This is a genomic window from Pseudomonas sp. 10-1B, from assembly GCF_000935045.1.
Lineage (GTDB): Bacteria > Pseudomonadota > Gammaproteobacteria > Pseudomonadales > Pseudomonadaceae > Aquipseudomonas.
On sequence record NZ_JYKS01000008.1, the window covers coordinates 87907 to 111371 of the forward strand.

At 59.5% G+C, this 23465-nt stretch carries 21 protein-coding genes; 12 read left to right on the forward strand and 9 right to left on the reverse strand.

All coding sequences use genetic code 11. The features are described 5' to 3' along the window. The first annotated feature begins 99 nt into the window (after nt 1–99). The 8 genes from TZ03_RS07075 to TZ03_RS07110 all read left to right on the forward strand — a co-directional run bounded on the left by TZ03_RS07075 (nt 100) and on the right by TZ03_RS07110 (nt 8372). Nucleotides 100–1026, forward strand: coding sequence for an amidohydrolase family protein (locus tag TZ03_RS07075; RefSeq protein ID WP_082056559.1), 927 nt, complete (start codon nt 100–102; stop codon nt 1024–1026). Continuing rightward, nucleotides 1023–1988, forward strand: a complete 966-nt coding sequence (locus tag TZ03_RS07080; RefSeq protein ID WP_051096631.1) for an alpha/beta fold hydrolase — start codon at nt 1023–1025, stop codon at nt 1986–1988. Before TZ03_RS07075 ends, TZ03_RS07080 begins: the two co-directional genes overlap by 4 nt. Nucleotides 1989–2134: 146 nt before the next feature. Next, nucleotides 2135–3118 carry a GlxA family transcriptional regulator gene (locus TZ03_RS07085; RefSeq protein WP_051096632.1) on the forward strand — a complete coding sequence of 328 codons (984 nt, stop codon included), beginning with the start codon at nt 2135–2137 and terminating at the stop codon, nt 3116–3118. 367 nt (nt 3119–3485) lie between these two features. After that, on the forward strand, nt 3486–4169 hold the full coding sequence (locus TZ03_RS07090; protein WP_051096633.1) for an ABC transporter permease: 684 nt from the start codon (nt 3486–3488) through the stop codon (nt 4167–4169). Next, a complete protein-coding gene (locus TZ03_RS07095; RefSeq protein ID WP_051096634.1) occupies nt 4166–5164 on the forward strand; it encodes an ABC transporter ATP-binding protein in 999 nt (332 codons plus the stop codon). The genes TZ03_RS07090 and TZ03_RS07095 overlap by 4 nt, the downstream gene beginning before the upstream one ends. Then, nucleotides 5161–5823 (forward strand): ABC transporter permease, encoded by a 663-nt coding sequence (locus TZ03_RS07100; RefSeq protein WP_051096635.1) that lies wholly within the window; start codon nt 5161–5163, stop codon nt 5821–5823. Before TZ03_RS07095 ends, TZ03_RS07100 begins: the two co-directional genes overlap by 4 nt. 3 nt (nt 5824–5826) lie before the next feature. Then, complete coding sequence (locus TZ03_RS07105) at nt 5827–6741, forward strand: glycine betaine ABC transporter substrate-binding protein (RefSeq protein ID WP_236692779.1); 915 nt, start codon at nt 5827–5829, stop codon at nt 6739–6741. Between the two features lie 83 nt (nt 6742–6824). Continuing rightward, on the forward strand, nt 6825–8372 hold the full coding sequence (locus TZ03_RS07110) for an amidase family protein (RefSeq protein ID WP_053388407.1): 1548 nt from the start codon (nt 6825–6827) through the stop codon (nt 8370–8372). A 45-nt stretch (nt 8373–8417) separates the two neighbouring features. On the opposite strand, the gene TZ03_RS07115 is transcribed toward TZ03_RS07110, so the two are convergent. Both TZ03_RS07115 and TZ03_RS07120 read right to left on the reverse strand, forming a co-directional pair. Further along, a complete protein-coding gene (locus tag TZ03_RS07115; protein WP_051096637.1) occupies nt 8418–9434 on the reverse strand; it encodes an alpha/beta hydrolase in 1017 nt (338 codons plus the stop codon). 30 nt (nt 9435–9464) lie between these two features. Beyond that, a complete protein-coding gene (locus tag TZ03_RS07120; protein ID WP_051096638.1) occupies nt 9465–9704 on the reverse strand; it encodes a DUF2790 domain-containing protein in 240 nt (79 codons plus the stop codon). 321 nt (nt 9705–10025) lie between these two features. Between TZ03_RS07120 and TZ03_RS07125 the strand changes: the two genes are divergently transcribed. The 4 genes from TZ03_RS07125 (at nt 10026) to TZ03_RS07140 (ending at nt 14420) form a co-directional block, all read left to right on the forward strand. Continuing rightward, on the forward strand, nt 10026–12083 hold the full coding sequence (locus tag TZ03_RS07125) for a carbon starvation CstA family protein (RefSeq protein ID WP_051096639.1): 2058 nt from the start codon (nt 10026–10028) through the stop codon (nt 12081–12083). Between the two features lie 13 nt (nt 12084–12096). Beyond that, nucleotides 12097–12300: a YbdD/YjiX family protein gene (locus TZ03_RS07130; protein ID WP_051096640.1), complete on the forward strand. Its 204-nt coding sequence runs from the start codon at nt 12097–12099 to the stop codon at nt 12298–12300. A gap of 108 nt (nt 12301–12408) precedes the next feature. Further along, entirely contained in the window at nt 12409–13755 is a 1347-nt protein-coding gene (locus TZ03_RS07135; RefSeq protein WP_051096713.1) for a cache domain-containing protein, read from the forward strand. Between the two features lie 32 nt (nt 13756–13787). Continuing rightward, nucleotides 13788–14420 carry a response regulator gene (locus TZ03_RS07140; protein WP_051096641.1) on the forward strand — a complete coding sequence of 211 codons (633 nt, stop codon included), beginning with the start codon at nt 13788–13790 and terminating at the stop codon, nt 14418–14420. Here the strand turns inward: TZ03_RS07140 and gltS are convergent. The 7 genes from gltS to arcD all read right to left on the reverse strand — a co-directional run bounded on the left by gltS (nt 14417) and on the right by arcD (nt 23183). Beyond that, nucleotides 14417–15616, reverse strand: a complete 1200-nt coding sequence (gene gltS / locus TZ03_RS07145) for a sodium/glutamate symporter (protein WP_051096642.1) — start codon at nt 15614–15616, stop codon at nt 14417–14419. The genes TZ03_RS07140 and gltS overlap by 4 nt on opposite strands. Before the next feature lie 598 nt (nt 15617–16214). Further along, nucleotides 16215–17723: a sigma-54-dependent transcriptional regulator gene (locus TZ03_RS07150; RefSeq protein WP_051096643.1), complete on the reverse strand. Its 1509-nt coding sequence runs from the start codon at nt 17721–17723 to the stop codon at nt 16215–16217. 167 nt (nt 17724–17890) lie between these two features. Further along, on the reverse strand, nt 17891–18259 hold the full coding sequence (locus TZ03_RS07155) for a DUF5064 family protein (protein WP_051096644.1): 369 nt from the start codon (nt 18257–18259) through the stop codon (nt 17891–17893). Nucleotides 18260–18315: 56 nt separating this feature from the next. Next, entirely contained in the window at nt 18316–19245 is a 930-nt protein-coding gene (arcC, locus tag TZ03_RS07160; protein WP_051096645.1) for a carbamate kinase, read from the reverse strand. Between the two features lie 144 nt (nt 19246–19389). Next, nucleotides 19390–20400, reverse strand: coding sequence for an ornithine carbamoyltransferase (locus TZ03_RS07165; protein ID WP_051096646.1), 1011 nt, complete (start codon nt 20398–20400; stop codon nt 19390–19392). A 68-nt stretch (nt 20401–20468) separates the two neighbouring features. Next, nucleotides 20469–21722 (reverse strand): arginine deiminase, encoded by a 1254-nt coding sequence (gene arcA, locus TZ03_RS07170; protein ID WP_051096647.1) that lies wholly within the window; start codon nt 21720–21722, stop codon nt 20469–20471. Between the two features lie 33 nt (nt 21723–21755). Beyond that, complete coding sequence (arcD, locus tag TZ03_RS07175; protein WP_051096648.1) at nt 21756–23183, reverse strand: arginine-ornithine antiporter; 1428 nt, start codon at nt 23181–23183, stop codon at nt 21756–21758. Nucleotides 23184–23465 lie beyond the last annotated feature (282 nt).

Genomic DNA, 23465 nt, shown 5'->3' on the forward strand with positions numbered 1-23465 from the left:
AGCGCGATGTCGAACTTTTGATAGCAGTCGTCGGGTTGGCGAGAGGTGTCAGGCAGGGTTTGCCCATATCGTGTCTGCACGCCAACGGGAAACCTGCCCATGAACAATAACAACGCATTGATAGACAGCCATGTGCACTTCTTCACAGAAGAAGATCTCACTGTTCTCGGGAGTGATCTTCCTTACGCACTGCCTGATGCTAATCCGCTGGTTGATTATCTCGCCATGCTGGAGTCCAGCGGGCTGAAACCTGTACTTCTGAATAATGTTCATTTGAGCATTCTTCCAGACTCCGCGAATGTGTTTTCGTCATTTGATGAACTCGCTCAGTTGCAAATCGCGCACCCCGGCAAGTATGACCATATCCGTCTGGTGGGTACGATCAAGGCCGACCCTGATTACGCCAATGAACATCGGCTTGGTCATCCACAGGTCATTGGGGTTCGCATCGTTCTGCATGATGCGCCGCCGCAGAGTGTGGCGCCGGCTGCCTACTGCACTCCGCCTTGGACGGCCCTCTACGAACGCCTGGCCGCGCACCAGCATGTGCATGTCTACGCCCGTTCAGCCGAGACCAACCTGCGCGTACTCCGCCAGATTCCGCCACAGGTCCGCGTCGTCATCGACCATCTGGGCACCTGCCATGTGGAAAAAGGTGCACAAGACGCCGCCTTCCTGGCGCTTCTCGAGGCTGCGCGCGAGCGCGGCAACGTCTGGTTCAAGGGGCCGGGATACCGCACATCCGCTGACATTGCCCAAGTGGCGCCATTCGTGACGCGCATCCTCGATGCTCTGGGGGCAGACAAACTGTTGCTGCAGGCCAGCGATGCCCCGCATGTGGGCGCTGACCAGCAGGGTAATGCTTACAGCGATCTTTTCGACCCGGTAGGCGCGTTCGATTTCGTCCGCCGACTGGCACATGCCGCCTCCGAATACTGCACCGCTACCGCTGATGATCTGCTTCACGGCGCGGCTTCCATTGTTTTCCCAACCAATAAGCCATCAGGCCACCAGGTGAAAAAATGAGCTCTATCTGCACTCGCGAAATCAAGTTCGACGTTAATTTTGGCGGCGAAAAGCTCAGCCTCAACGGTACGGTTTTCGAGCCGGCGAACCCTGACTCCAATCTGCCGCCCGTGGTATTCAACTCCGGCTTCACCGGGGGGGTGTCCATGTACGGTCAGCTGTTTGGCCGTGCCCTGGCCGCTCGCGGCTACCGTGTGATGACCTACGATGTGGCAGGCTTCTTCAACAACAAAGCGGTACGTAATACCGCGCAGGTCGACGGCAAAATCGTGACTAATGTCAGCCTCGAAGATCAGAAAGACGAAGTGCTTGGCGCGGTCGCCTGGGTGCGCAATGAGTTTGGTCAGATGCCGGTAGTCGCGTCGTGGGCGATGGGTTCGGTGGCAAGCCTGGCAGCGATCGCCGAACTGGCACGTGGCAACGGTGAGCAAGTGAAATTCTGGGTACCGATGAGTTACACCAGCATCCGTACCTTGCAAGCCCTGCGTGCCGACGCCAAGTCTGCTGACGCGGGCATCAAGGCACTGAGCCCGGACGCTGCGATTGCGCCGTTCGACACCGGTACCGAGGCTACGCGCCTTGGTTACTACCCGCTGGATCCAGCCACCCAACAATACGTAGACGAGCAATTGGGTGCCTATACCGAAGCGGGCGGGGCCGATCGCTGGCCGGGTTGCGCCTGGGTAAGCGCCAAATCCTACACCTCGTACGTTGCCTTCGATCCTGAGCAGTCCATTGAAGGCGCAAGTGGCTTCCCGCCTGCACTGATCATCCACGGTGCGAAAAACTCGCTGCACATGCCAGCAGAGTCCGAGCGTCTGTACAAACGTTACCCAGGCGATGCCGGTGATGGTGTGTTGGTGATTTCCGATATGCAACACGGTCAGCAGAACGAGGCAAGCCACCCCGTGTTCCAGGCCATCATCCAGAACATCGATGAAGCTGTCCGCCAGCATCTGTAAGCCTGCCCCCTGGCGAGGGCCTGCTCGGGGTCCTCGCCACTCCCTCATTCACCTGCTTCACTACGCCAAACTCAAGCCACTCCAGTATCCTGACGACATGCCGGGTCCGGCCGTGGTCCTGATGCCTATCTGCCTGGAGTACCGTAATGGTTCAAATCGCCAAACCCACCGAAGAGTGCAAACGGATCGGCCTGCTGATCCTTCCGCAGTTTTCGATGATGGCGTTGGCGGGTGCGAGTGAACCTCTGCGAGCCGCCAATCGGCTGGCTGGCAAATCGCTTTATCAGTGGCAGCTACTCTCCGAAACAGGCGGGACAGTCAGCTCCAGCAGTGGTTTCGAGATCAACACCTATGCGCTGGATGAGGTCGATACGCTGGACCGGGTGTTCGTGCTCGCCAGTCTCGACATCGAACACCTGCGGCCACCGAAAATGCTCCGTTTTCTGCAGCGTGCCGCCGCCCAGGGCAAGACGGTGGGCGCCTTTAGCACGGGGACCTTCATTCTCGCTCGGGCCGGGCTGCTGGAGGGCCGAAAATGCACACTGCATTGGGAGTCCATCCACGAATTTGCCGAGGAATTCCCTGGCATCGAGGTAACCCGCGAATTGTATGTGAACCATGACAATCGCTGGACATGCGCTGGAGGGACTGCTGCGATTGACCTGATGCTGGCACAAATCTCTGTGGATTACGGGGGAAAGCTGGCTGCAGCTGTTGCCGAGCAGTTTTTGCATGCCCGCATACGGGGGCCAGAGGAACATCAGCGCATGTCGATTCAGTGGCGTTTCGGCGTCCATGATCGGCGTATCACCGCTGCCATTGGCCACATGGAAGACAATTTCGAGCATGTCATCAGCATCGAAGCAGTCGCTGAGCGGTGTAATGTTTCCCAGCGGCAGCTCGAACGTCTTTGGCATCAGCATTTCGGTATGACGCCGCAGCGCTTCTATCTGGAACTTCGGCTGTCCGAAGCCCGCCGGTTGTTGCGTGAAAGCAGCAAGTCGATTGCCTCGGTCGCCTACTCATGCGGCTTTGTTTCCGCTTCGCACCTGGGCAGCGCCTATCGTAAAGCGTGGGGTTGCAGCCCTGGCGAAGAGCGTCGAAAGTTTGATAGTGATACAACGATCTGACCAGGCGCTTGCGCTTTAATCATAAAAGCTTGTCCTGATATTCCGGAAAACTCACGCAGCGTCCTGGGTCAAGCCCCGCCTATGTGCCACAAGCCCAGTAGGGACGCTGGTTCTGGTGCTCAGTGGTGGCGAAGCTATGCGCCTGTCTACCGTCCTTGATATGAGGCCGGGAAGGTATGACCCACCCGGCGTTGCCGCAGCTACCCATGCTTCTCCATAGAGCAGCGAAATGTCGAACTTATGACAGAGATCGTCGAACCTTGATCTCAGGATCACGGCCTGTGGGCGTTACTGTTTTCTGCAATACCGGCATCCACTCCCAGATGAACCGGCGAATAACAATCCTGCGGAGAAAGGCACAAGAACAATGGAAACGTTAAGTTTCATTACATCAAATCTGGAGTTGATTGCTCACCTGCTTGGGCAGCACCTCTACATCGTCTTCATGGCCGTTGGCCTTGCCATCCTGACAGGCGTACCACTAGGGATCTTCGTCTCCCAGCATCCTCGCTCCGGTCGCTGGATCCTGACCTTTGCCGCGATGCTGATGACCATTCCCTCCGCCGCGCTGTTCGGCCTGATGATCCCGGTGCTGTCGATATGGGGGCAGGGCATCGGTATGGTCCCTGCGATCATCGCGCTGTTCCTCTACTCGCAACTGCCGATCATCCGTAACACACATACCGCTATTTCCAATGTCGAACCATCCCTGCGTGAGGCTGCGCGGGGGATGGGCATGTCGTCGTGGCAGCGGTTGTGGAAGGTCGAATTGCCGCTGGCCACGCCATTGATCATGGCAGGCGTACGGGTAGCCACGGTGATCAACATTGGCATCGCGGCGATTGCGGCCTACATCGGCGCTGGAGGGCTGGGAAGCCTGATCGTACGGGGCATTGCCCAGTCCGACACTCGCCAGCTTATCGCGGGGGCGATCCTGATCAGCGTCATCGCCGTCGCTGCCGACTACGCGCTGTCCCTTCTCCAGCGTGCGCTGACCCCCAAGGGTGTCATCAAGCTCAACAACCTCCGCCTGAAGGAAACGACATTGTGATCCAGATCGATAATTTGAATAAGAAGTTCGGGAATATCACGGCAGTAGAAGATGTCTCCTTCACCGTTCCGGAAGGCCAGATCTGCGTGCTGCTTGGCCCATCCGGCTGTGGCAAGACCACGACACTGAAAATGATCAACCGCTTGATTCCGCCGACTTCCGGCAAAGTGTTGATTGGTGGCCGGGACACCGCTGAGTTGGACACAGTAACGTTGCGCCGCTCGATCGGCTACGTGATCCAGCAGGTAGGTCTGTTTCCCAACATGACGGTCGAGGACAACATCTGCGTCGTACCTGACCTGCTCGGGTGGGACAAGACCAAGAGCCGGAAGCGTGCTGCCGAGCTTTTGGAGGTCGTCGCTCTGGAGCCTTCCAAGTTCGCCAAGCGTTTCCCCTGCGAGCTTTCCGGTGGGCAACAACAGCGCATCGGTGTGGCTCGCGCACTGGCTGCAGATCCGCCCGTGATGCTGATGGACGAGCCTTTCGGCGCGATTGACCCGATCAACCGCGACACGATCCAGGACGAGTTCATGCGCATTCAGCGCCAAGTGGGCAAGACGGTACTGTTCGTCAGCCATGACATCGACGAAGCGGTAAAAATGGCTGACTGTGTCGCCCTTTTCAACGCCGGAAGGGTAGAGCAGTTCGGTACTCCTGACGACCTGCTCGCCCGGCCTGTCAGCGATTTCGTCGCCAACTTCATGGGTGGCGACCGGATCATGAAACGGCTGCGCCTGTTGCAAGCGTCGGATATCGCAACCCAGACGCCGCCTCAAGAACACATCCAGGTCGTCGGCGATTCCGTAGGGACATCTTCCTATACCCCAATCACCGTTCTACCAAGCGATGATCTGCGCCAGGTGCTGTGCCAACTGCTCGGCCAAGGTCGCGAGTGGGCTGTATGCAAGGATCGCCAAGGTCAGTTCCTGGGCTTCATCCATCAGCGCGACATTCTTGCGCGCCTGGTTGACAACACGACGGCGGTGACTCGATGAACAGCCTCGACAAAATGATGGAATGGCTTCAGGCCTACTGGGGCGAGATCATTTATCTGTCCGTTCAGCATCTTCACATCGTGGCAGTGAGTAGCGTTCTGGCGATCATCATCGCTGTACCGGTAGGCATATGGATGAGCCGGCCTCATAACCAGCGTCACGCACTAGCCGCCATGCAGGTGCTCAACATTGGCCAGGCGGTTCCCAAGCTGGCGTTGCTGGCGCTGGCGATGACATGGGTAGGTGTCGGCGCGCCTGCGGCGATTTTTGCACTTTGGGTCGCTACGATCCTGCCGATCACGGTAAACACCTATGAAGGCCTTCGCGCTGTTCCGCGGCATTTGCTGGAAGCAGCAGAAGCCGTGGGTATGACGCCGAGGCAGATTCTTTTCAAGGTCGAAATCCCGAACGCCATGGTCGTGATCTTCGCCGGCCTGCGCACGGCTCTGGCAATCAACGTCGGTACCGCGCCCCTTGCCTTCCTTGTAGGTGGCGGTGGCTTGGGTGAGTTGATCTTCACCGGTATCGATCTCAATGACTACGGGATGATGCTGGCAGGCGCCATCGCAACCGCTGGCCTGGCCATGCTGGTCGATATGCTCTGCGGGCTGGTGCAGCACGTCTCGGTTTCCCGTGGCCTGCGTCTGGCGGCACGTTAGGCCATGACCCACAACGACAAGAACAGGTGTTCCATGACCGCACGAGCAATCGTCTTCGCCTTCATGACCTTCCTGGCAGGGGCAAGTCTTGCTGCTGAGCCCGTGGTGGTAGGCGGCAAGAAATTCACCGAACAGCAGTTGATATCAGAGATGACTACTCAACTGTTGAGAAGCAATGGAATGACGGTAGATAAGCGTTCCGACCTAGGCTCGACGGTGCTGCGAGCTGCTCAGGAAAACGGACAAGTGGACATCTACTGGGAGTACACCGGGACCTCGCTGATCATCTACAACAAGATCAAGGAGAAGCTGGATGCTCAGCAGACCTATGAGCGGGTCAAACGGCTGGACGCCGCTAAGGGGCTCACCTGGTTGGAGCCCTCGAAGGCGAACAACACCTATGCATTCGCCATGAGGAAGACAGAGGCAGAAGCCAAGGGCATCGTCTCGATTTCTGACTTGGCTTCGAAGGTCAACGACGGCGAGCATCTAAAGTTCGCTTGCAACGCCGAATTCTATTCGCGGCACGACGGCCTTCAACCCCTGCAGGAGCGATACGGTTTCAAATTCGAGCGCAACGATGTGATGCGCATGGATGGGGGACTGACCTATCTGGCGTTGCGACAGGGCCAGGCCGACGTATCGCTGGTACTGTCAACGGATGGTCGGGTTTCGGCTTTCGGCTTCGTCATTCTCGAGGATGACAAGGGGTTCTTCCCTAGTTACGCACTGACCCCGGTCGCGCGGACCGCCTTTCTCGACCAGAACCCAAAGGTTGCGCCTCTGCTCAACCGACTTTCCGCCAGCATCGACAGCGACAGCATTGCCGCTCTCAACGCTCGGGTGGACGTTGGTCGGGAGTCCATCGAGAAGGTCGCCAACGAGTTTCTTGTTCGCAACAAGCTGATCACCCAGTAGCTCGTTACCGCCCATAGGCTGTATGGCTTCCTGGCAGGCCGTGCAGCGCCGTGGGCAAACTCGTCCAAGTGCAGGGGCCCGATATGCTCACGACCCAAAACTTCTTCACTGGCTGCGCCTTGTCTCTTTTCATATCCGCATCTGCGTTCGCTCAAACGCCGGACACGCTGAACCTTCGTCAGCTGCGCCAGGCATTGGATGAAGGGCAGATCACCTCCGAGCAACTCGTGAAGTTTTACCAAGACAAGATTCAACGCAACAATCGTCAGGGTGACCACCTAAATGCGGTGATCAGCCTTAACGAGGATGCGCTGGAGCAAGCCAGGAACTGGGATGCACAGCGTGCGAAGGAGCCTGGTGTGAAACACGGGGCACTAGCCGGCATTCCATACCTGGCCAAAGACAATATCGATACTCAAATGATTCCTACCAGCGGAGGCTCATGGGTACTGCGTGACTCTACGCCGTCTCGTGACGCTTTCGTGATCGAGCGCCTGCAAAGCGGCGGTGCCATTTTGCTAGGCAAGACGAATCTCTCGGAGCTTGCGGCCTCCTATGGTTGGCTTGGGTATAGCTCGCTCGGTGGGCAAACACTTAATCCGCATAACCTCAAACACGATGCATCCGGTTCCAGTAGCGGCTCCGCTGCCGCTGTCGCTGCAGGCTTTGCACCTTTTGCACTGGGCTCGGATACCAGTGGTTCGATTCGCGCTCCGGCAAGTGTTACCGGGACGGTGGGCATGCGTCCATCGTTGGGCTTGATCAGCCGCAGTGGAGTCATCCCGCTGTCGCTGACATTTGACACCGCTGGAGTCATTACCCGCACCGTTCTCGATCAAGCCATCGTGCTGGATGTCATTAAGGGCAGTGACAAAGCGGATGCCGCCACCGCCAATGTTGATTCGACAGCAATGAATTTTGTCGAAGGGCTGGAGCAATCGAGTCTAAAAGGCCGCACATTGGGCGTTGTTACCAATTTCATCGGTGCCAATGCTCAGGTGGATGCAGTATTCGAAGCGGCTCAGCAGCGTGTGGCTGAGAAAGGCGCCAAGCTGGTCAGAGTTGTCCTGCCCAAACGCTATGAAGAGCTCTGGGCCGGTGTTCTGGGGCCTGTTGGGGACGCCGAATTCTCATCTCAATTCGAGCGCTACTTGAGCACATTGAACGCCCGGCAGCCCAAGACATTGGCTGAGTTCGTCAAGCTATCGGAGCAGCATCAGCAAGAGCAGCAAGGCCACCTCATGAATCCCAAACGGTTGGCTGCGTTAAAGGAACTTAGCGAGAAATCCGAGACGGATTCTCCTCTCTATATCTCCATCCTCAGCAACACCATTCCTGCACTGCGTACAGAGCTCGCGGCGGTGATGCGCCAAGCGGGTGTAGACGCCTTGGTATTTCCGACGATCAACTGCCCGGCCTCGGTTGTAAACGGACAAAGTGACCCGGATTACGTCTGTGAAACGGCAGATACCTACGCATCCGCTTATATCGCGTCAGCTACTGGATTCCCTGAGATATCGGTTCCAGCTGGAATCGTAAAGGGTAATTTGCCTGTAGGTATTTCATTTCTGGGCTGGTATGGAGAGGATGAAGATATAGTTCGTATTGCCTATGCATTTTTGGGCAAATGACGACCAGGGATTGAGCCAAAACTGCGCTAGTGGGCGTTGCGTCTGTTACTCCAAGTGCTGCTTGATCGCCTGGGCGGCCTGGTCCATGGCACTTCGGGTGCCGGGTACTTGGCCGAGCACGTTGAGCAGGCCGAAGTCGTGGATCATGCCGTTGTAGCGCACGGCGGTAACCGGCACACCTGCGGCGCCCAGCTTGCGGGCGTAAGCTTCACCTTCGTCGCGCAGCACGTCCATTTCGGCGGTCTGCACCAGCGCTGGTGGCAGGCCTTTCAACTGGTCAAGGCTTGCGCGCAGTGGCGAGGCATGGATGTCATTGCGCTGCTTCGGGTCTGTCGTGTAGTTGTCCCAGAACCACTGCATCATATTGCGGGTCAGGAAGTGACCTTCGGCGAACTGGTTATACGAGCTGTTGTTGAAGTTGGCATCGGTCACCGGCCACAACAGTGCCTGGAACCGCAGCTTCGGCGTGCCTGCCTCTTTGGCCTTGATTGCAACCACTGCAGCCATGTTGCCACCTACGCTGTTGCCTACCACCGCCAGGCGGCTGCCATCGACGCCAATTTGCTGGCCGTTTTCGGCGACCCAACGGGTGGCGGCATAAGCCTGGTTGATAGCGGTGGGGAATTTGGCTTCCGGTGACGGGGTGTAGTCGACGTAGACCGCTGCGGCACCGGAACCGACCACCAGGTCGTGGATCAGGCGTTCGTGGGTCGGGTAGTCACCCAGCACCCAGCCACCGCCGTGGAAGAACATGAACGCCGGCAGTTCGCCCTTGGCGCCTTGTGGGCGTACGACGCGGATCTCCAGGGCCTGGCCGTCGATCTGAATGCTGCGGCGCTCGACCTGGATGCCGGAGACATCCACCTTGATACTGGCTTGGGCGCCGGTGAGCACGGCGCGGGCGTCTTTCGGCGCAAGTGTCTCCAGCGGCTTGCCGCCACCGTCGGCCAAGGCCTGCAGGAAACCTTGGGTGGTGGTTTCGACACCGGGGCTACCAGCAGCAAAGGCACTGTTGACAGCGAGGGCCAACAGGCCGGCAGTGAGGGGGCGGGAGAGTTTCATGGTTCAAGCTCCTGGGCGATGGGCCAGTAATCAGTTCTGGTTGGCGGTGATGTTCGGGCGAATGTAGCTGATCTTCTGCACGTTTCCGGCGCTGTCGCGGTAGGTCAGGATGGCGATGTTGGCGTCTTCACTGGCCGGTGCATCCAGGGCGATTACCTGGGTAATGTCCAGGTCCATTCCGTATTGGTAAGGGGTGGCGGGCTGGGCGAAGGCAGCAATGCTGGTGCCGAAGGTCAAGGTGGCGATGGCGAATGCTTTGCTAAGAGTCATGATCGTTCTCCGGTATCTGGAAGGGGAGCGGTTGGCAGGTGCCTGAGATGTATATTGCGCAATAATATTTAGTGCGCAAAATATATTTCAGCTATTGTCGTGATTGAAGGGCTGAATCAGCCCAACACGCGTCACCCCCCACTGGACTTCCAGGCAGCTCCTTTTCCGCTGCGCGGTCTACGTAGTTCTACGTAGATCGCGCCCGTAGTACTGCGAATTTTCTTGTGGACTCAGGATGGCGAAAGTGTCGCCGTCCTTATCCGGACACATACAACAACAAAAGCCGTCGCAGGGTTACCACCCGCGACAGGAGAAAATTCGATGACCACACTGGCTACCCGAATTGCCTGGTTTGCCGTTGCCTTGCTTGGTGCGTTTGCGCTGGGCACTCTTGCCCTACGCAGGGGCGAAGCCATCAACGCCCTCTGGATCGTGACTGCCGCAGTCGCCATCTACCTCATTGCCTACCGTTACTACAGCCTGTTCATCGCCAACAAGGTGATGCAGCTGGACGCCACACGCGCCACCCCCGCAGTGCTCAACAACGATGGCCTGGACTACGTGCCGACCAACAAACACATCCTCTTTGGCCACCACTTCGCGGCCATTGCTGGCGCGGGCCCTTTGGTTGGCCCGGTGCTTGCCGCGCAGATGGGCTACCTTCCCGGCACTCTCTGGCTGATCGCTGGTGTGGTCTTGGCGGGTGCTGTCCAGGACTTCATGGTGCTGTTCATCTCCACCCGTCGCAATGGTCGTTCCCTGGGCGAACTGGTGCGCGAAGAGATGGGCTCGATCCCCGGTACCATCGCATTGTTCGGTGCCTTCCTGATCATGATCATCATCCTCGCGGTGTTGTCGCTGATCGTGGTCAAAGCACTGGCGGAAAGCCCATGGGGCATGTTCACGGTCATGGCCACATTGCCGATTGCGGTGTTCATGGGCGTCTACATGCGCTACCTGCGCCCGGGACGCATCGGTGAGATTTCCGTGATCGGCGTGGTCCTGCTGCTGGCGTCCATCTGGTTTGGTGGCCTCGTCGCTGCCGACCCGGTCTGGGGGCCTGCGTTCACCTTCACAGGGCTGCAGATCACCTGGATGCTCATCGGCTATGGGTTCGTTGCCGCAGTACTACCGGTGTGGCTGATCCTGGCACCGCGGGACTACCTTTCGACTTTCCTCAAGATCGGCACCATTGTCGCCCTGGCCATCGGCATCCTGGTCATTGCCCCCGACCTGAAAATGCCGGCCGTCACCCACTTCATCGATGGTACGGGCCCTGTCTGGAAGGGCTCGCTGTTCCCCTTCCTGTTCATCACTGTCGCTTGCGGCGCGGTGTCTGGCTTCCACGCGTTGATCAGCTCGGGTACCACACCCAAGCTGTTGGCCAATGAAAGCCATGCGCGCTACATCGGCTACGGCGCGATGCTGATGGAGTCGTTTGTCGCGATCATGGCCATGGTCGCCGCATCGGTCATCGAACCTGGGGTCTACTTCGCCATGAATAGCCCGGCCGCAGTGGTGGGCGGCGATGTCGCGAGCGTGGCGGCTACCGTGAGTAGCTGGGGCTTCACCATAACGCCAGAGATTCTGCAGCAGACTGCCGCCGACATTGGCGAGCACACCATCCTGGCGCGAGCCGGCGGGGCGCCGACCTTGGCCGTGGGGATTGCGCAGATCCTCCACCAGGCGCTGCCAGGCGAGAACACCATGGCGTTCTGGTACCACTTTGCAATTCTCTTCGAGGCACTGTTCATCCTCACTGCCGTCGATGCGGGCACGCGGGCAGGCCGCTTCATGCTGCAGGACCTGCTGGGTAATTTCGTGCCGGCACTGAAAAAGACCGACTCCTGGCCGGCGAACCTGATCGCCACCGCAGGTTGCGTGGCCATGTGGGGCTGGCTGTTGTATCAAGGGGTGATCGACCCGCTGGGTGGCATCAACACCCTGTGGCCGCTGTTCGGCATCTCCAACCAGATGCTGGCAGGGATCGCGCTCATGCTTGGCTGCGTCGTGCTTATCCGCATGAAACGTCAGCGATACGTCTGGGTTACCTTGGTTCCGGCAGTCTGGCTGCTGATCTGCACCACGACGGCCGGTTTCATCAAGCTGTTGGACAAAGACCCGTCGATGGGCTTCCTGGCTCTTGCGAAGAAGTACAGTGATGCTGCCGCCGCAGGCCAGGTCCTGGCGCCGGCGAAGGATCTGCTGCAAATGCAGCACGTCGTGTTCAATGCCTATACCAACGCGACGCTGACAGCATTGTTCCTGCTGGTGGTCTTGAGCATCCTCTGTTTTGCCGTGAAGGTTGGTCACCGTGCCTGGGTCATGCCTGAACGCACCGACAAAGAATCACCGTTCCAGCCACAGCCGCACGCCTGAGGGGCAGCCCGGAATGTTCAATGACCTGAGCAAGATGGGCAAGTACCTGGGGCAAGCCGCCCGGATGCTCGTCGGCATGCCAGACTACGACGCCTATGTGGAGCACATGCAGCATAAACACCCGGAAAAACCGCTGATGTCCTATGAGGCGTTTTTCCGGGAGCGGCAGGAGGCTCGCTACGGTGGTGGGAAAGGACGCCCCGTTCGTTGCTGCTGAACGCTAAGCAGTCTATCCAGGCGCAACGTTCATCGTGGTGCTCTCGCATTGCAGGGCTGGCAGCAGGCATAGTGCCGTTGCCGGCCCGCTCCTGCATTGGAAATGACCATGCAACTCAAGCACAAGATCGTCACCCTCAGTGTGCTTCCACTCATCCTCTCGGTTCTGTTCATCTGTGTCCTGGTGTTTGCTCAGAGCCGCAAGCTGGAGGAAGAACAGGCACGCCTGGTCGAAAGCAGCATCATGGCCGCAAAGAAGGCAGAGTTGAAAAACTACCTGAGCCTGGCGATGAGCCTCATCGCGCCGTTGTATGAAGGCAGCACCGATGATGACGCCACTCGGCAGCGTGCATTGGAGATACTGTCCCAAGCCAACTTCGGCCTCGACGGCTACTTCTTCGTGTACGACCAGCATGGCAAGAACCTGATGCACCCGCGGCAGGCCGAGCTGGTTGGCAAGCAACTCATTGAGTTGACCGACAAAAACGGGTTACCGGTCATCCAGGCGCTGCTCAAGAGCGCCCGGGAGGGCGATGGTTACCAGTTGTACGACTGGCAGAAGCCTTCTTCCGGGCAGATTACCGGGAAACTGTCATATGTCGTGATGCTGGACCGTTGGGGCTGGATGCTTGGCACCGGCATCTACATCGACGATGTGGAGGTGGCGACCCGCAAGTCACGACAAGAAGTAGCTTCGGGGGTACTGACCACGGTGTTGGCGATCGCCTCGTTCTCGTTGATTGCCGTACTGGTGATCTTCGCTGGTGGCCTGATGCTGAACGTCAGTGAGCATCGCCTGGCCGACCGAAAGCTTTCCACGCTCAACCAACGGATCGTGAACCTGCAAGAGGAGGAGCGCTCGCGGGTGTCGCGTGAACTGCATGACGGAATCAGCCAGGAGCTGGTGTCGATCAAGTTCCAGTACGAACTGGCCGCTATCGAACTGGCCAATGGTCGAAGTGAAGGATTGGAAAACCTGCGCAAGGGAACTTCGCGACTTGGCGCAGCCATCGGCGAGGTACGCCGCATTTCCCATGATTTGCGCCCCTCGCTACTGGACACCTTGGGGTTGTCACCGGCCATCGAGCAACATCTGCGTGAGTTCGAGCAGCGCACCTTGATTAACACCCAGTATGAATGTGGGATAGATGCCGCGGACATCGATACCAGCCTCAGGTTAACCCTGTTCCGCATCATTCAAGAGGCCCTGGCGAACGTAGAGCGTCATGCGAAAGCCGACGCAGCGATCGTCTCCGTTACCCTCCAGCAGGGCATGGTCGTGCTGCGGGTCGAGGACAACGGAGTAGGCTTCGACACCCGTGCAGCAGACGAAAGCCACGGTATCGGCCTGAGAAATATTCGCGAACGAGTGGATCACCACTTGGGTAGCGTTAATATCAGCTCTTCTTACGGCCGCACCGAACTTCAGGTGCAGATACCGGTTGCGCTCACCTGAGCCGCTCCGTTATTCCAACTCTTGAGGGCTCCATGAGCGTAACCCATCCGGTCAGAATTGCCCTGGTCGACGACCACGTCCTGGTGCGTGATGGGGTCAAGGCCCTGCTCTGCGCGATTCCGCATTTCGAGGTAGTCGGCCAGGCCGAGTCAGGGGCCCAGGCGCTAGCGTTGGTAGCTCGCACCGAACTGGACATCCTCCTGGTCGATGTCGGGCTGCAGGACATGAATGGGCTGGAACTCACGCGCCAGCTGCGCGAGCTCTACCCGGATATCAAGATCCTGATACTGAGCATGTACGACAATCAGGAGTATGTACGCACCTCCATCAGTTCAGGTGCACTGGGTTACGTGCTGAAGAACGCGCCTTCCGCAGAGCTCATCGCTGCCATCGAGGCCATCGCCGCAGGAGGAAGCTTCTACAGCTCGGAAATCACTCGCAAGCTCGTTGGGAGTAACCGGGGCGAGCACGATTTGACACCGCGTGAACTGCAAGTGCTTGCGATGATCGCCAAGGGTCACAACAACAAGAAAATGGCTCGTGAGCTGGATATCAGTGTACGAACAGTTGAAACCTATCGCCTGAGCATCAGACGCAAGCTCAACATCGATACGCCGGCGGCACTGGTGAAATACGCCCTGGAGCATGGCCTGATCTCGATTTAGGCAAACAAGGGCAATGCCAGGTACAGCTTGATGACGATGACATTGATGATGTCGATGAAGAATGCCCCGACCATCGGCACCACCAGGAAGGCAATGTGCGAGGCCCCGTAGCGCTGGGTTACCGCTTGCATGTTGGCGATGGCCGTTGGTGTCGCACCCAGGCCGAACCCGCAATGCCCGGCAGCCAGTACCGCGGCATCATAGTTACGGCCCATGACCCGGAACGTCACGAATACCGCAAACAGTGCCATGACCAGCGTTTGCGTGGCCAGCAGGGCAAAGAACGGTAATGCCAGGGCTGCCAGGTCCCACAGTTTGAGCGACATCAAGGCAATGGCCAGGAACAACGACAAACTGACATTGCCCAGTACCGAGACTTCCCGCTCGAATACATGATAAAAGTCGAACGCCGACAAACCGTTGCGCAACAACACGCCTACGAACAACACACAAACGAACGTGGGCAGTTCAAATGCAGTGCCTTTCAACAGCGCACCAAGTAACGAGCCTGTGAGCAGACTGACGGCAATCAGTGCCAGGGTTTCGATAAATGAGAATGATGTAATCAGACGCTCTTTGTCTGGTTGTTCGAAGCCCTTTGGCAGTTGCGGTAGTTGTTCTTCGCCGCCAGGCGTGCGTACGCGCTTGATCAGTAGCCGGGCGACCGGGCCGCCAATCAGGCCACCCAGCACCAGGCCGAAGGTAGCAGAGGCCATTGCCAGTTCCGCGGCCGAAGCCAGGCCGAACTTTTCAGTGAAGGTGGCCCCCCACGCGGCGCCTGTGCCGTGGCCACCCGACAGGCTGATCGAGCCGGCCAGCAGGCCCATCAGCGGGTCCAGCCCCAGTGCGCTTGCCAAGCCGATACCCATGGCGTTCTGAACCAGCAGCAAGCCGGTCACTACCAGCAGGAACACCACCACCACGCGCCCGCCCTTTTTCAGGCTGGCAAAGTCTGCGCTCAAACCGATGGTGGCGAAGAATGCCAACATCAAAGGGGTTTGCAGCGAGGTATCGAACTGCACGTGCACATCGAAACTGCGCAACGCCAGCAATGCCAAGGCGACTACCAGGCCGCCGGCAACCGGTTCAGGAATGTTGTAAGTGCGCAGGAAACCAATGCGTGCGACCAGGCTGCGTCCCAATAACAGCACTAATGAGGCGGCTACAAGTGTCCCGTAAAAATCGAGTTCAAACATCAGGTGCTCTCGTTATATCCAGTAGCGAACCACTCCCCGTTCTGCGGCGGATTAAGTGGGGTGACAGGTGGGATTACACTGTCACCATTCTACGAGGCATACGTGGGAGAGTATCTTTCAGTGGCGTAGGAAAAGTCTGGATAACAACTGGATTATTACAACAGCTATCAGGCTTTAACCCTAAGGTCTGTCAGTTAAGCAATTAGGGGCCGCTTTGCGGCCCATCGCAGCGGTTCGTCGCCACGACAAGCCAGCTCCCACAGGTATCGCGCAGAATCCAGGACTTGCGCGATACCTGTGGGAGCAACTGTCTTGTATTGCCTGGACTGGCCTCATCGCCGGCAAGCCACACACAGACACTGCACAGGCCTTGAGGCTGATGCGGTCCATGTGGGAGCGGCCTTGTGTCGCGAAAGGGCTGCGGAGCAGCCCCAGGGTTTCAGCGCAGGTGCACAGATTGCTGGGGCCGCTTTGCGGCCCTTTCGCGACACAAGGCCGCTCCCACAATGACAGCACTAGCCGCAAGCCATGTGCAATCCCTGTGTGGCTTGCCTGCGATGGGCTGCGTAGCAGCCCCGTTAACGCTATCTGACAGGCATTAGGCTTTACCCGGTATTCCATATTTACGCAGACGCTGGGCAATCGCGGTATGCGATGTTTGCAGCCGCCCCGCCAGTTGCCGGGTCGAGGGGTAGCTGGCATATAACCGTTGCAACAACTCACGCTCGAAGTCGCCTACAGCCTGTTCCAGGCTGGCCACTTCGCCGTCCTGACCGCGGGCCACCGAGGTGCCGGCGATGTCCAGGTCACCGATATCCACCAGGTTGCCCTCGCAGATAGCCGCCGCGCGGAAAATCACGTTCTGCAGCTGGCGTACGTTACCTGGCCAAGGGTTGGCCAGCAGTGCCGAGTGGGTGGCCGGGGCCAGCCGGCAGGGTGGACGCTGGATCTGCGTGCAGGCCTGCTGCATGAAGAAGTGCGCCAGCATCAGGATGTCCTGGCCGCGGTCGCGCAGTGGCGGTACCTGCAGGTTCAGCACATTCAGGCGGTAGAACAGGTCTTCGCGGAAGCTGCCTTCGGCGACCATGCGCTCCAGGTCGCGGTGGGTGGCGCTGATGATGCGTACATCCACCTTCACTTCGCGGTCGCCGCCGACCCGGCGGAAGCTGCCATCGCTGAGAAACCGCAGCAGCTTGGCCTGCAGGTACGGCGACATTTCGCCGATTTCATCGAGGAACACCGTGCCCTGGTTGGCCAGCTCCATCAGCCCGGGTTTACCACCCCGTTGCGCGCCAGTGAAGGCGCCGGGGGCGTAACCGAACAGTTCGCTTTCGGCCAGGCTTTCCGGCAGCGCGGCGCAGTTGAGTGCCAGGAACGGTGCGGCGTGGCGGCTGCTGATGGCATGGCAGGCGCGGGCCACCAGTTCTTTGCCTGTGCCGGTTTCGCCATGCACCAGCAGCGGTGCATCGAGCGTTGCAACGCGCAGGGCGCGGGCCTTGAGGGTGCGGATGGCCGGTGACTCGCCGAGCAAGGCATCGAAGCCTTCGGCGTGGTCGTGGTGCAGGGCGGACAGGCGTTCGCCCATACGGGTCGGCGGGTACAGCGTCAGCAGGCCGCCAGCGTTGGTAATGGGCATGGCGTCCAGCAGCAGGCTCTGGCCGTTGAGCTGCATTTCGCGCATGGGCAGGTGGAAGTTGTTGTCCAGCAGCGCTTGCAGCAGCGCCGGGTCGCCGAACAGCTCACCCACCGAGCGGCCGGCGGATTCGCGGCCGCACAGGGCGATCAGCGCCGGGTTGGCCAGCAGCACCTTGCCGGCGCTGTCCACCGCCAGCACCGGGTCGCTCATGGCCGCCAGCAGGGCGTCCAGTTGCAGGTGACGGCGCTGGCCAGGGAGGATGTCGACCACGTCCACCGATTGCACGCCATGTACTTCGAACAGCGCGTCGTGCAGTTCTTCGAGCACGGCGGGGCTGAGGGTGGGGGCGTCGATGTAGACGTTCGGCGGGACCATCTCCACGGCGTCCAGGTTAAGGTTGCGGGCACCGAGCAGGGCGAGGACTTCCTGGGTGATGCCGACGCGGTCGATGAAGCTGACGTGGATGCGCATGGGGAGGGTGAAGTGGTGGCTGGGGAGGGCGGTAGTATGCCTTAACATCGTCGGGGCCGCTTTGCGGCCCATCGCGACGCAAGGCCGCTCCTACAAGGGAACGTATACCCCCTGTAGGAGCGGCCTTGCGTCGCGATGGGCTGCAAAGCAGCCCCAAAATTCCGGCATCACTCGAGATGTTCAGGCTTGATCGGGTCGCCCGATTTCACATCTAGCTTTTCGCGAATGTCCGCGAACATATAGTCATAAAGCTTGTGCGGCGAACCCAGGCTTTCGAATTTCTTCGGCGGCGCCAGGTACGACTGGGCCTTGCGGGTCAGTAGCATGAGGAAGCTGGGCAACACCTGGTCCTTGGCCAGGAAGAACTTTTCTTCCACTGTCTTGCCTTCGATGCTGCCATGCATGCGGAACTGAATGCCTCTACCTTCCTTGGGATCCGACGTTGCCTCGTATTCGATGTTCAGGTCATAGCTGTGGTCGTTATTGTTCAGCGCGGTGCGCTCGATGTGTACATGACCGGGGTTGTACTGGGCCATGGCAAGCTCCTTTGGAAGGTCGAAAACGGCGGGCGCCAGGCGCCCGCCCACTGCATTCAACGGTAGCTGATCCCCGGTTTCGCGGTGGAAACCCGGGTGCCGGCAGTGCCTTTGACGATGTCCTCGATGTTTTCCAGCGAGCTGATCACCGCCACCTTGCCGGTATTACGGGCAAAGTCGCAGGCGGCTTGTACCTTCGGCCCCATGGAGCCGGCGGCGAAGCCGAGTTTTTCCAACTCGTCGGGGTGGGCCTGGGCGATGGCCTTCTGCGTCGGCTTGCCAAAATCAATGTACGCCGCATCGACGTCGGTGGCGATTACCAGAAGGTCGGCGTCCAACTGCTCTGCCAGCAAGGCCGAGCACAGGTCCTTGTCGATGACCGCCTCGATGCCTTTGAGCTTGCGGTTTTCATCGTACATGGTGGGGATGCCGCCACCGCCGGCGCAAATCACGATGCTGCTCTTTTCCAGCAGCCATTTGATCGGGCGGATCTCGAAGATGCGCTTGGGTTTCGGGCTGGCCACCACGCGGCGGTACTTGTCACCGTCGGCCTTGACCACCCAGCCCTTTTCCTTGGCCAGGCGCTCGGCCTCTTCCTTGCTGTAGACCGGGCCGATGAACTTGCTCGGGTCCTTGAAGGCGGGGTCGTTGGCGTCCACTTCCACCTGGGTCAGCAGGGTGGCGAACGGCACTTCGAAGGCCAGCAGGTTGCCCAGCTCCTGTTCGATCATGTAGCCGATCATGCCCTCGGTTTCGGCGCCCAGCACGTCCAGCGGATAGGCCTCGTCGGGCTTGTAGGACAGGCCCTGAAGCGACAGCAGGCCGACTTGCGGGCCGTTGCCGTGGGCGATGACCAGCTCGTTGCCAGGGTGGATCTTGGCGATCTGTTCGGTAGCGGTGCGAATATTGGCGCGCTGGTTGTCAGCGGTCATGGGCTCGCCGCGACGCAGCAGGGCGTTGCCGCCCAATGCAACAACGATACGCATGGGGAATGTCCTTTGCGGATAGAGGGTGAACGCCTCGATCCTTCTGTGGGAGCTGGCTTGCCGGCGATCACCGGCGAAGCCGGTGCCATGCATCGTGTCGCCTGCATCGCCGGCAAGCCAGCTCCCACAGGATCGAGGTGGTTGTCAGAGATCAGCCAGGGTCGAAACCAGGATCGCCTTGATCGTGTGCATGCGGTTTTCCGCCTGCTCGAAGGCGATGCAGGCCGGCGACTCGAACACGTCGTCGGTTACTTCGATGCCATTGGCCAGGTCTGGGTACTGTTCGGCGATCTGCTTGCCTACCTTGGTTTCGGAGTTGTGGAACGCCGGCAGGCAGTGCATGAACTTGGTCCGCGGGTTGCCGGTGGCCTTCATCAGTTGCGCATTCACCTGATACGGCTTGAGCTGCTTGATGCGCTCACCCCAGGCTTCGATCGGCTCGCCCATCGATACCCACACATCGGTATGCACGAAGTCCACACCCTTGACCGCGGCAACCGGGTCTTCGGTGAGGGTGATGCGGGCGCCGCTTTCCTCTGCGTATTTCTTGCAGCGCTCGACCAGGTCGTCATGCGGCCACAGCGCCTTGGGTGCGGCGATGCGCACGTCCATGCCGAGCTTGGCGCCGATCAGCAGCAGCGAGTTGCCCATGTTGTTGCGCGCGTCGCCCAGGTAGGCGTAGCTGATGTCGTGCAGCGGCTTGTCGCTGTGTTCGCGCATGGTCAGCACGTCGGCGATCATCTGGGTCGGGTGATACTCGTCGGTCAGGCCGTTGAACACCGGCACGCCTGCGAACTTGGCCAGTTCTTCGACGATTTCCTGCTTGAAGCCACGGTACTCGATGGCGTCGTACATGCGCCCGAGCACGCGGGCGGTGTCCTTCATGCTCTCTTTGTGGCCGATTTGCGAGGAGTTGGGGTCGATGTAGGTGACGTTGGCGCCCTGGTCATAGGCGGCCACTTCGAAGGCGCAGCGGGTACGGGTGGAGGTTTTCTCGAAGATCAGGGCGATGTTGTTGCCCTTCAGGTGCTGCTGCTCGGTGCCGGTGTACTTGGCGCGCTTGAGGTCGCGGGACAGGTCCAGCAGGTAGCGCAGCTCGCGGGTGGTGTGGTGCTCCAGGCTGAGCAGGTTGCGGTTGTGGATGTTGAACGCCATGACAGTTTCTCCTTGAGTTCGGTAGGGCCCGGCCGGCACCTTGTGGGCGCGGCCGGGTGCAATGGTCGTTAGTAGTCGATCGGGTCGCGCACGATCGGGCAGGTCATGCAATGGCCGCCGCCACGGCCTCGGCCCAGTTCGCCTGCGCTGATGGTGATGACCTCCACCCCGGCCTTGCGCAGCAGGGTATTGGTGTAGGTGTTGCGGTCATAGCCGATGACCACGCCCGGCTCGATAGCCACCACGTTGTTGCCGTCATCCCACTGTTCGCGCTCGGCGGCAAAGCTGTTGCCGCCGGTCTCGACCACGCGCAAGGTGACCCCAAGCTGCTCGCCCACCACCTCGATGAACGACTTGTTGATGCGGCGCACGTCCATGCCGTAGGGCTTGCTTTCGTCCGGGCGGATGATGAATGGCACGATCTCTTTCACCACTTCCGGGAAGACCGTGACCAGGTCGCGGTCGCAGAAGCTGAACACGGTGTCCAGGTGCATGGCGGCGCGAGACTTCGGCAGGCCAGCGACTATCACTTCCTTGACGGCGCCCTTGGCGAACAGGTTCTGCGCCAGCTGGCCGATGGCCTGGCGCGAGGTACGCTCGCCCATGCCGATCAGCACGATGCCCTTGCCGATCGGCATTACATCACCGCCTTCGAGGGTGGCGTTGCCATGGTCCTTGTCCGGGTCGCCGTACCACACCTGGAAGTCGGCGCCGGTGAATTCCTTGTGGAACTTGTAGATGGCGGTGGTCAGCAGGGTTTCCTGGCGTCGCGCCGGCCAGTACATAGGGTTGAGCGTGACGCCGCCGTAGATCCAGCAGGTAGTGTCACGGGTGAACTGGGTGTTGGGCAGCGGTGGCAGGATGAAGCTGGAGTGACCCAGGTAGTCGTTGTACATCTTGACCACGTCGGCGCCTTCACTTTGCGGCAGGTCCTGGCCTGCTACGCCGCCGATCAGGAATTCAGCCAGGTGGCGCGGTTCGAGTCCTTCGAGCCAGCTGCGCACTTCGTTGGTCAGGCCCACACCGACGGTGTCGGCGGTGATCTTGCGGTCCAGGATCCACTTCAGCGCTTCGGGCTGCTGGACGATGTCGGTCAGCAGGTTGTGCATCTCCAGCACATCCACGCCACGCTCACGCATCTTGGTGACGAAGTCGAAATGGTCACGCTTGGCCTGGTCGACCCAGATCACGTCGTCGAACAGCAGCTCGTCACAGTTGCTCGGCGTCAGGCGCTTGTGCGCCAGGCCCGGCGAGCAAACCATCACTTTGCGCAGTTTGCCGGCTTCGGAGTGGACACCGTACTTCTGTTTTTCAGCGGACATGGTTTCATTCCTCCAATTGAACGAAGACGTGGGTCAAAGGGTCAGGAAGCCGTCGTACAGGCCAAAGGCTGCCACCAGGGCACCGATGACCACGGCTGCGAAGATCAGCTTTTCCACGTTGGTGAAGATGGGTTGGCCAACCTCGCGCTTGGCCTTGGCGAACAGGATGGCCCCAGGCGCATACAGCAGGGCCGAGAGCAACAGGTACTTCACGCCGCCGGCGTACAGCAGCCAGATGGCGTACAGCAAGGCAATGGCCCCGATGAACAGGTCCTTCTTGCGTTCGGCCAAGGCTTGCTCGTAGGTTTCGCTGCGCAGTGCCAGCAGGAAGGCATACGCCGCCGACCACAGGTAAGGCACCAGGATCATCGAGGTGGCCAGGTAGATCAGCGACAGGTAGGTACTGCTGGAGAACAGCGTGATCACCAGGAAGATCTGCACCATGACGTTGGTCAGCCACAGGGCGTTGGCCGGTACCTGGTTGGCGTTTTCGCGGCGCAGGAACTCCGGCATGGTGTGGTCCTTGGCGGCGGCGAACATGATTTCGGCGCACAGCAGCACCCACGACAGCAGGGCCCCCAGCAGCGAGATGATCAGGCCGACGCTGATCAGCACCGCACCCCAGTGGCCGACCACATGCTCAAGCACGGCGGCCATCGACGGGTTCTGCAGCTTGGCCAGTTCCGGTTGGGTCATGATGCCCAGCGACAGCACGTTGACCAGTACCAGGAACAGCAGCACGATGACGAAACCGATGACCGTGGCCTTGCCCACGTCGGAGCGTTTTTCCGCCCGCGCCGAGAAGATGCTCGCGCCCTCGATGCCGATGAACACCCACACGGTGACCAGCATCATATTGCGCACCTGGTTCATCACACTGCCAAGCTCCGGTGTGCCCATGGCCCAGATGTCGGCGGTGAAGATGTCGAGCTTGAAGGCGAACAGGCAGATCAGGGCGAACAGCAGCAGCGGCACTACCTTGGCCACGGTGGTCACCTGGTTGATGAACGCCGCTTCCTTGATGCCGCGCAGCACCAGGAAGTGCACCGCCCACAGCAGTACCGATGCACCAATGATTGCGGCTAGCGTGTTGCCTTCGCCGAAGATCGGGAAAAAGTAGCCCAATGTGCTGAACAGCAGCACGAAGTAGCCGACGTTGCCCAGCCAAGCGCTGATCCAGTAGCCCCAGGCCGACGAGAAGCCCATGTAGTCGCCGAAACCCGCCTTGGCGTAGGCATACACCCCGCCGTCCAGGTCAGGTTTGCGGTTGGCCAGGGTCTGGAACACGAACGCCAGGGTCAGCATGCCGACCGCGGTGATGGCCCAGCCGATCAGCACAGCGCCAACCCCCGCGCTGGCGGCCATGTTTTGCGGCAGCGAGAAGATCCCGCCGCCAATCATCGAGCCGACGACAAGTGCAACTAACGCGCCGAGTTTTAGTTTTCCGGAAGAATCAGACATTTAACAACTCCTGCCAGGAGAAAGTTGACGACAGAATAAATCCGACGCCTCTGCCATTCGCTGACTTGGGTCAGTTCATAGCGACGTGAAGTAGGAAAATTCCTTCACGGGGCTCCTGGAGAGTGCCGACAGCTTCTGCTGCAGGCCTTGCGCGCTGGCACCTCCATGTCCGTCTAGATAGAGCAAACGCTCTGATCAGCCTGCGATGCTTGAAGCTAGCCGCTTTTGCCACTTTCGCAAATTTTCCACAAGAATTTCGAGTTTTATCAGTTTCTTTTCTAG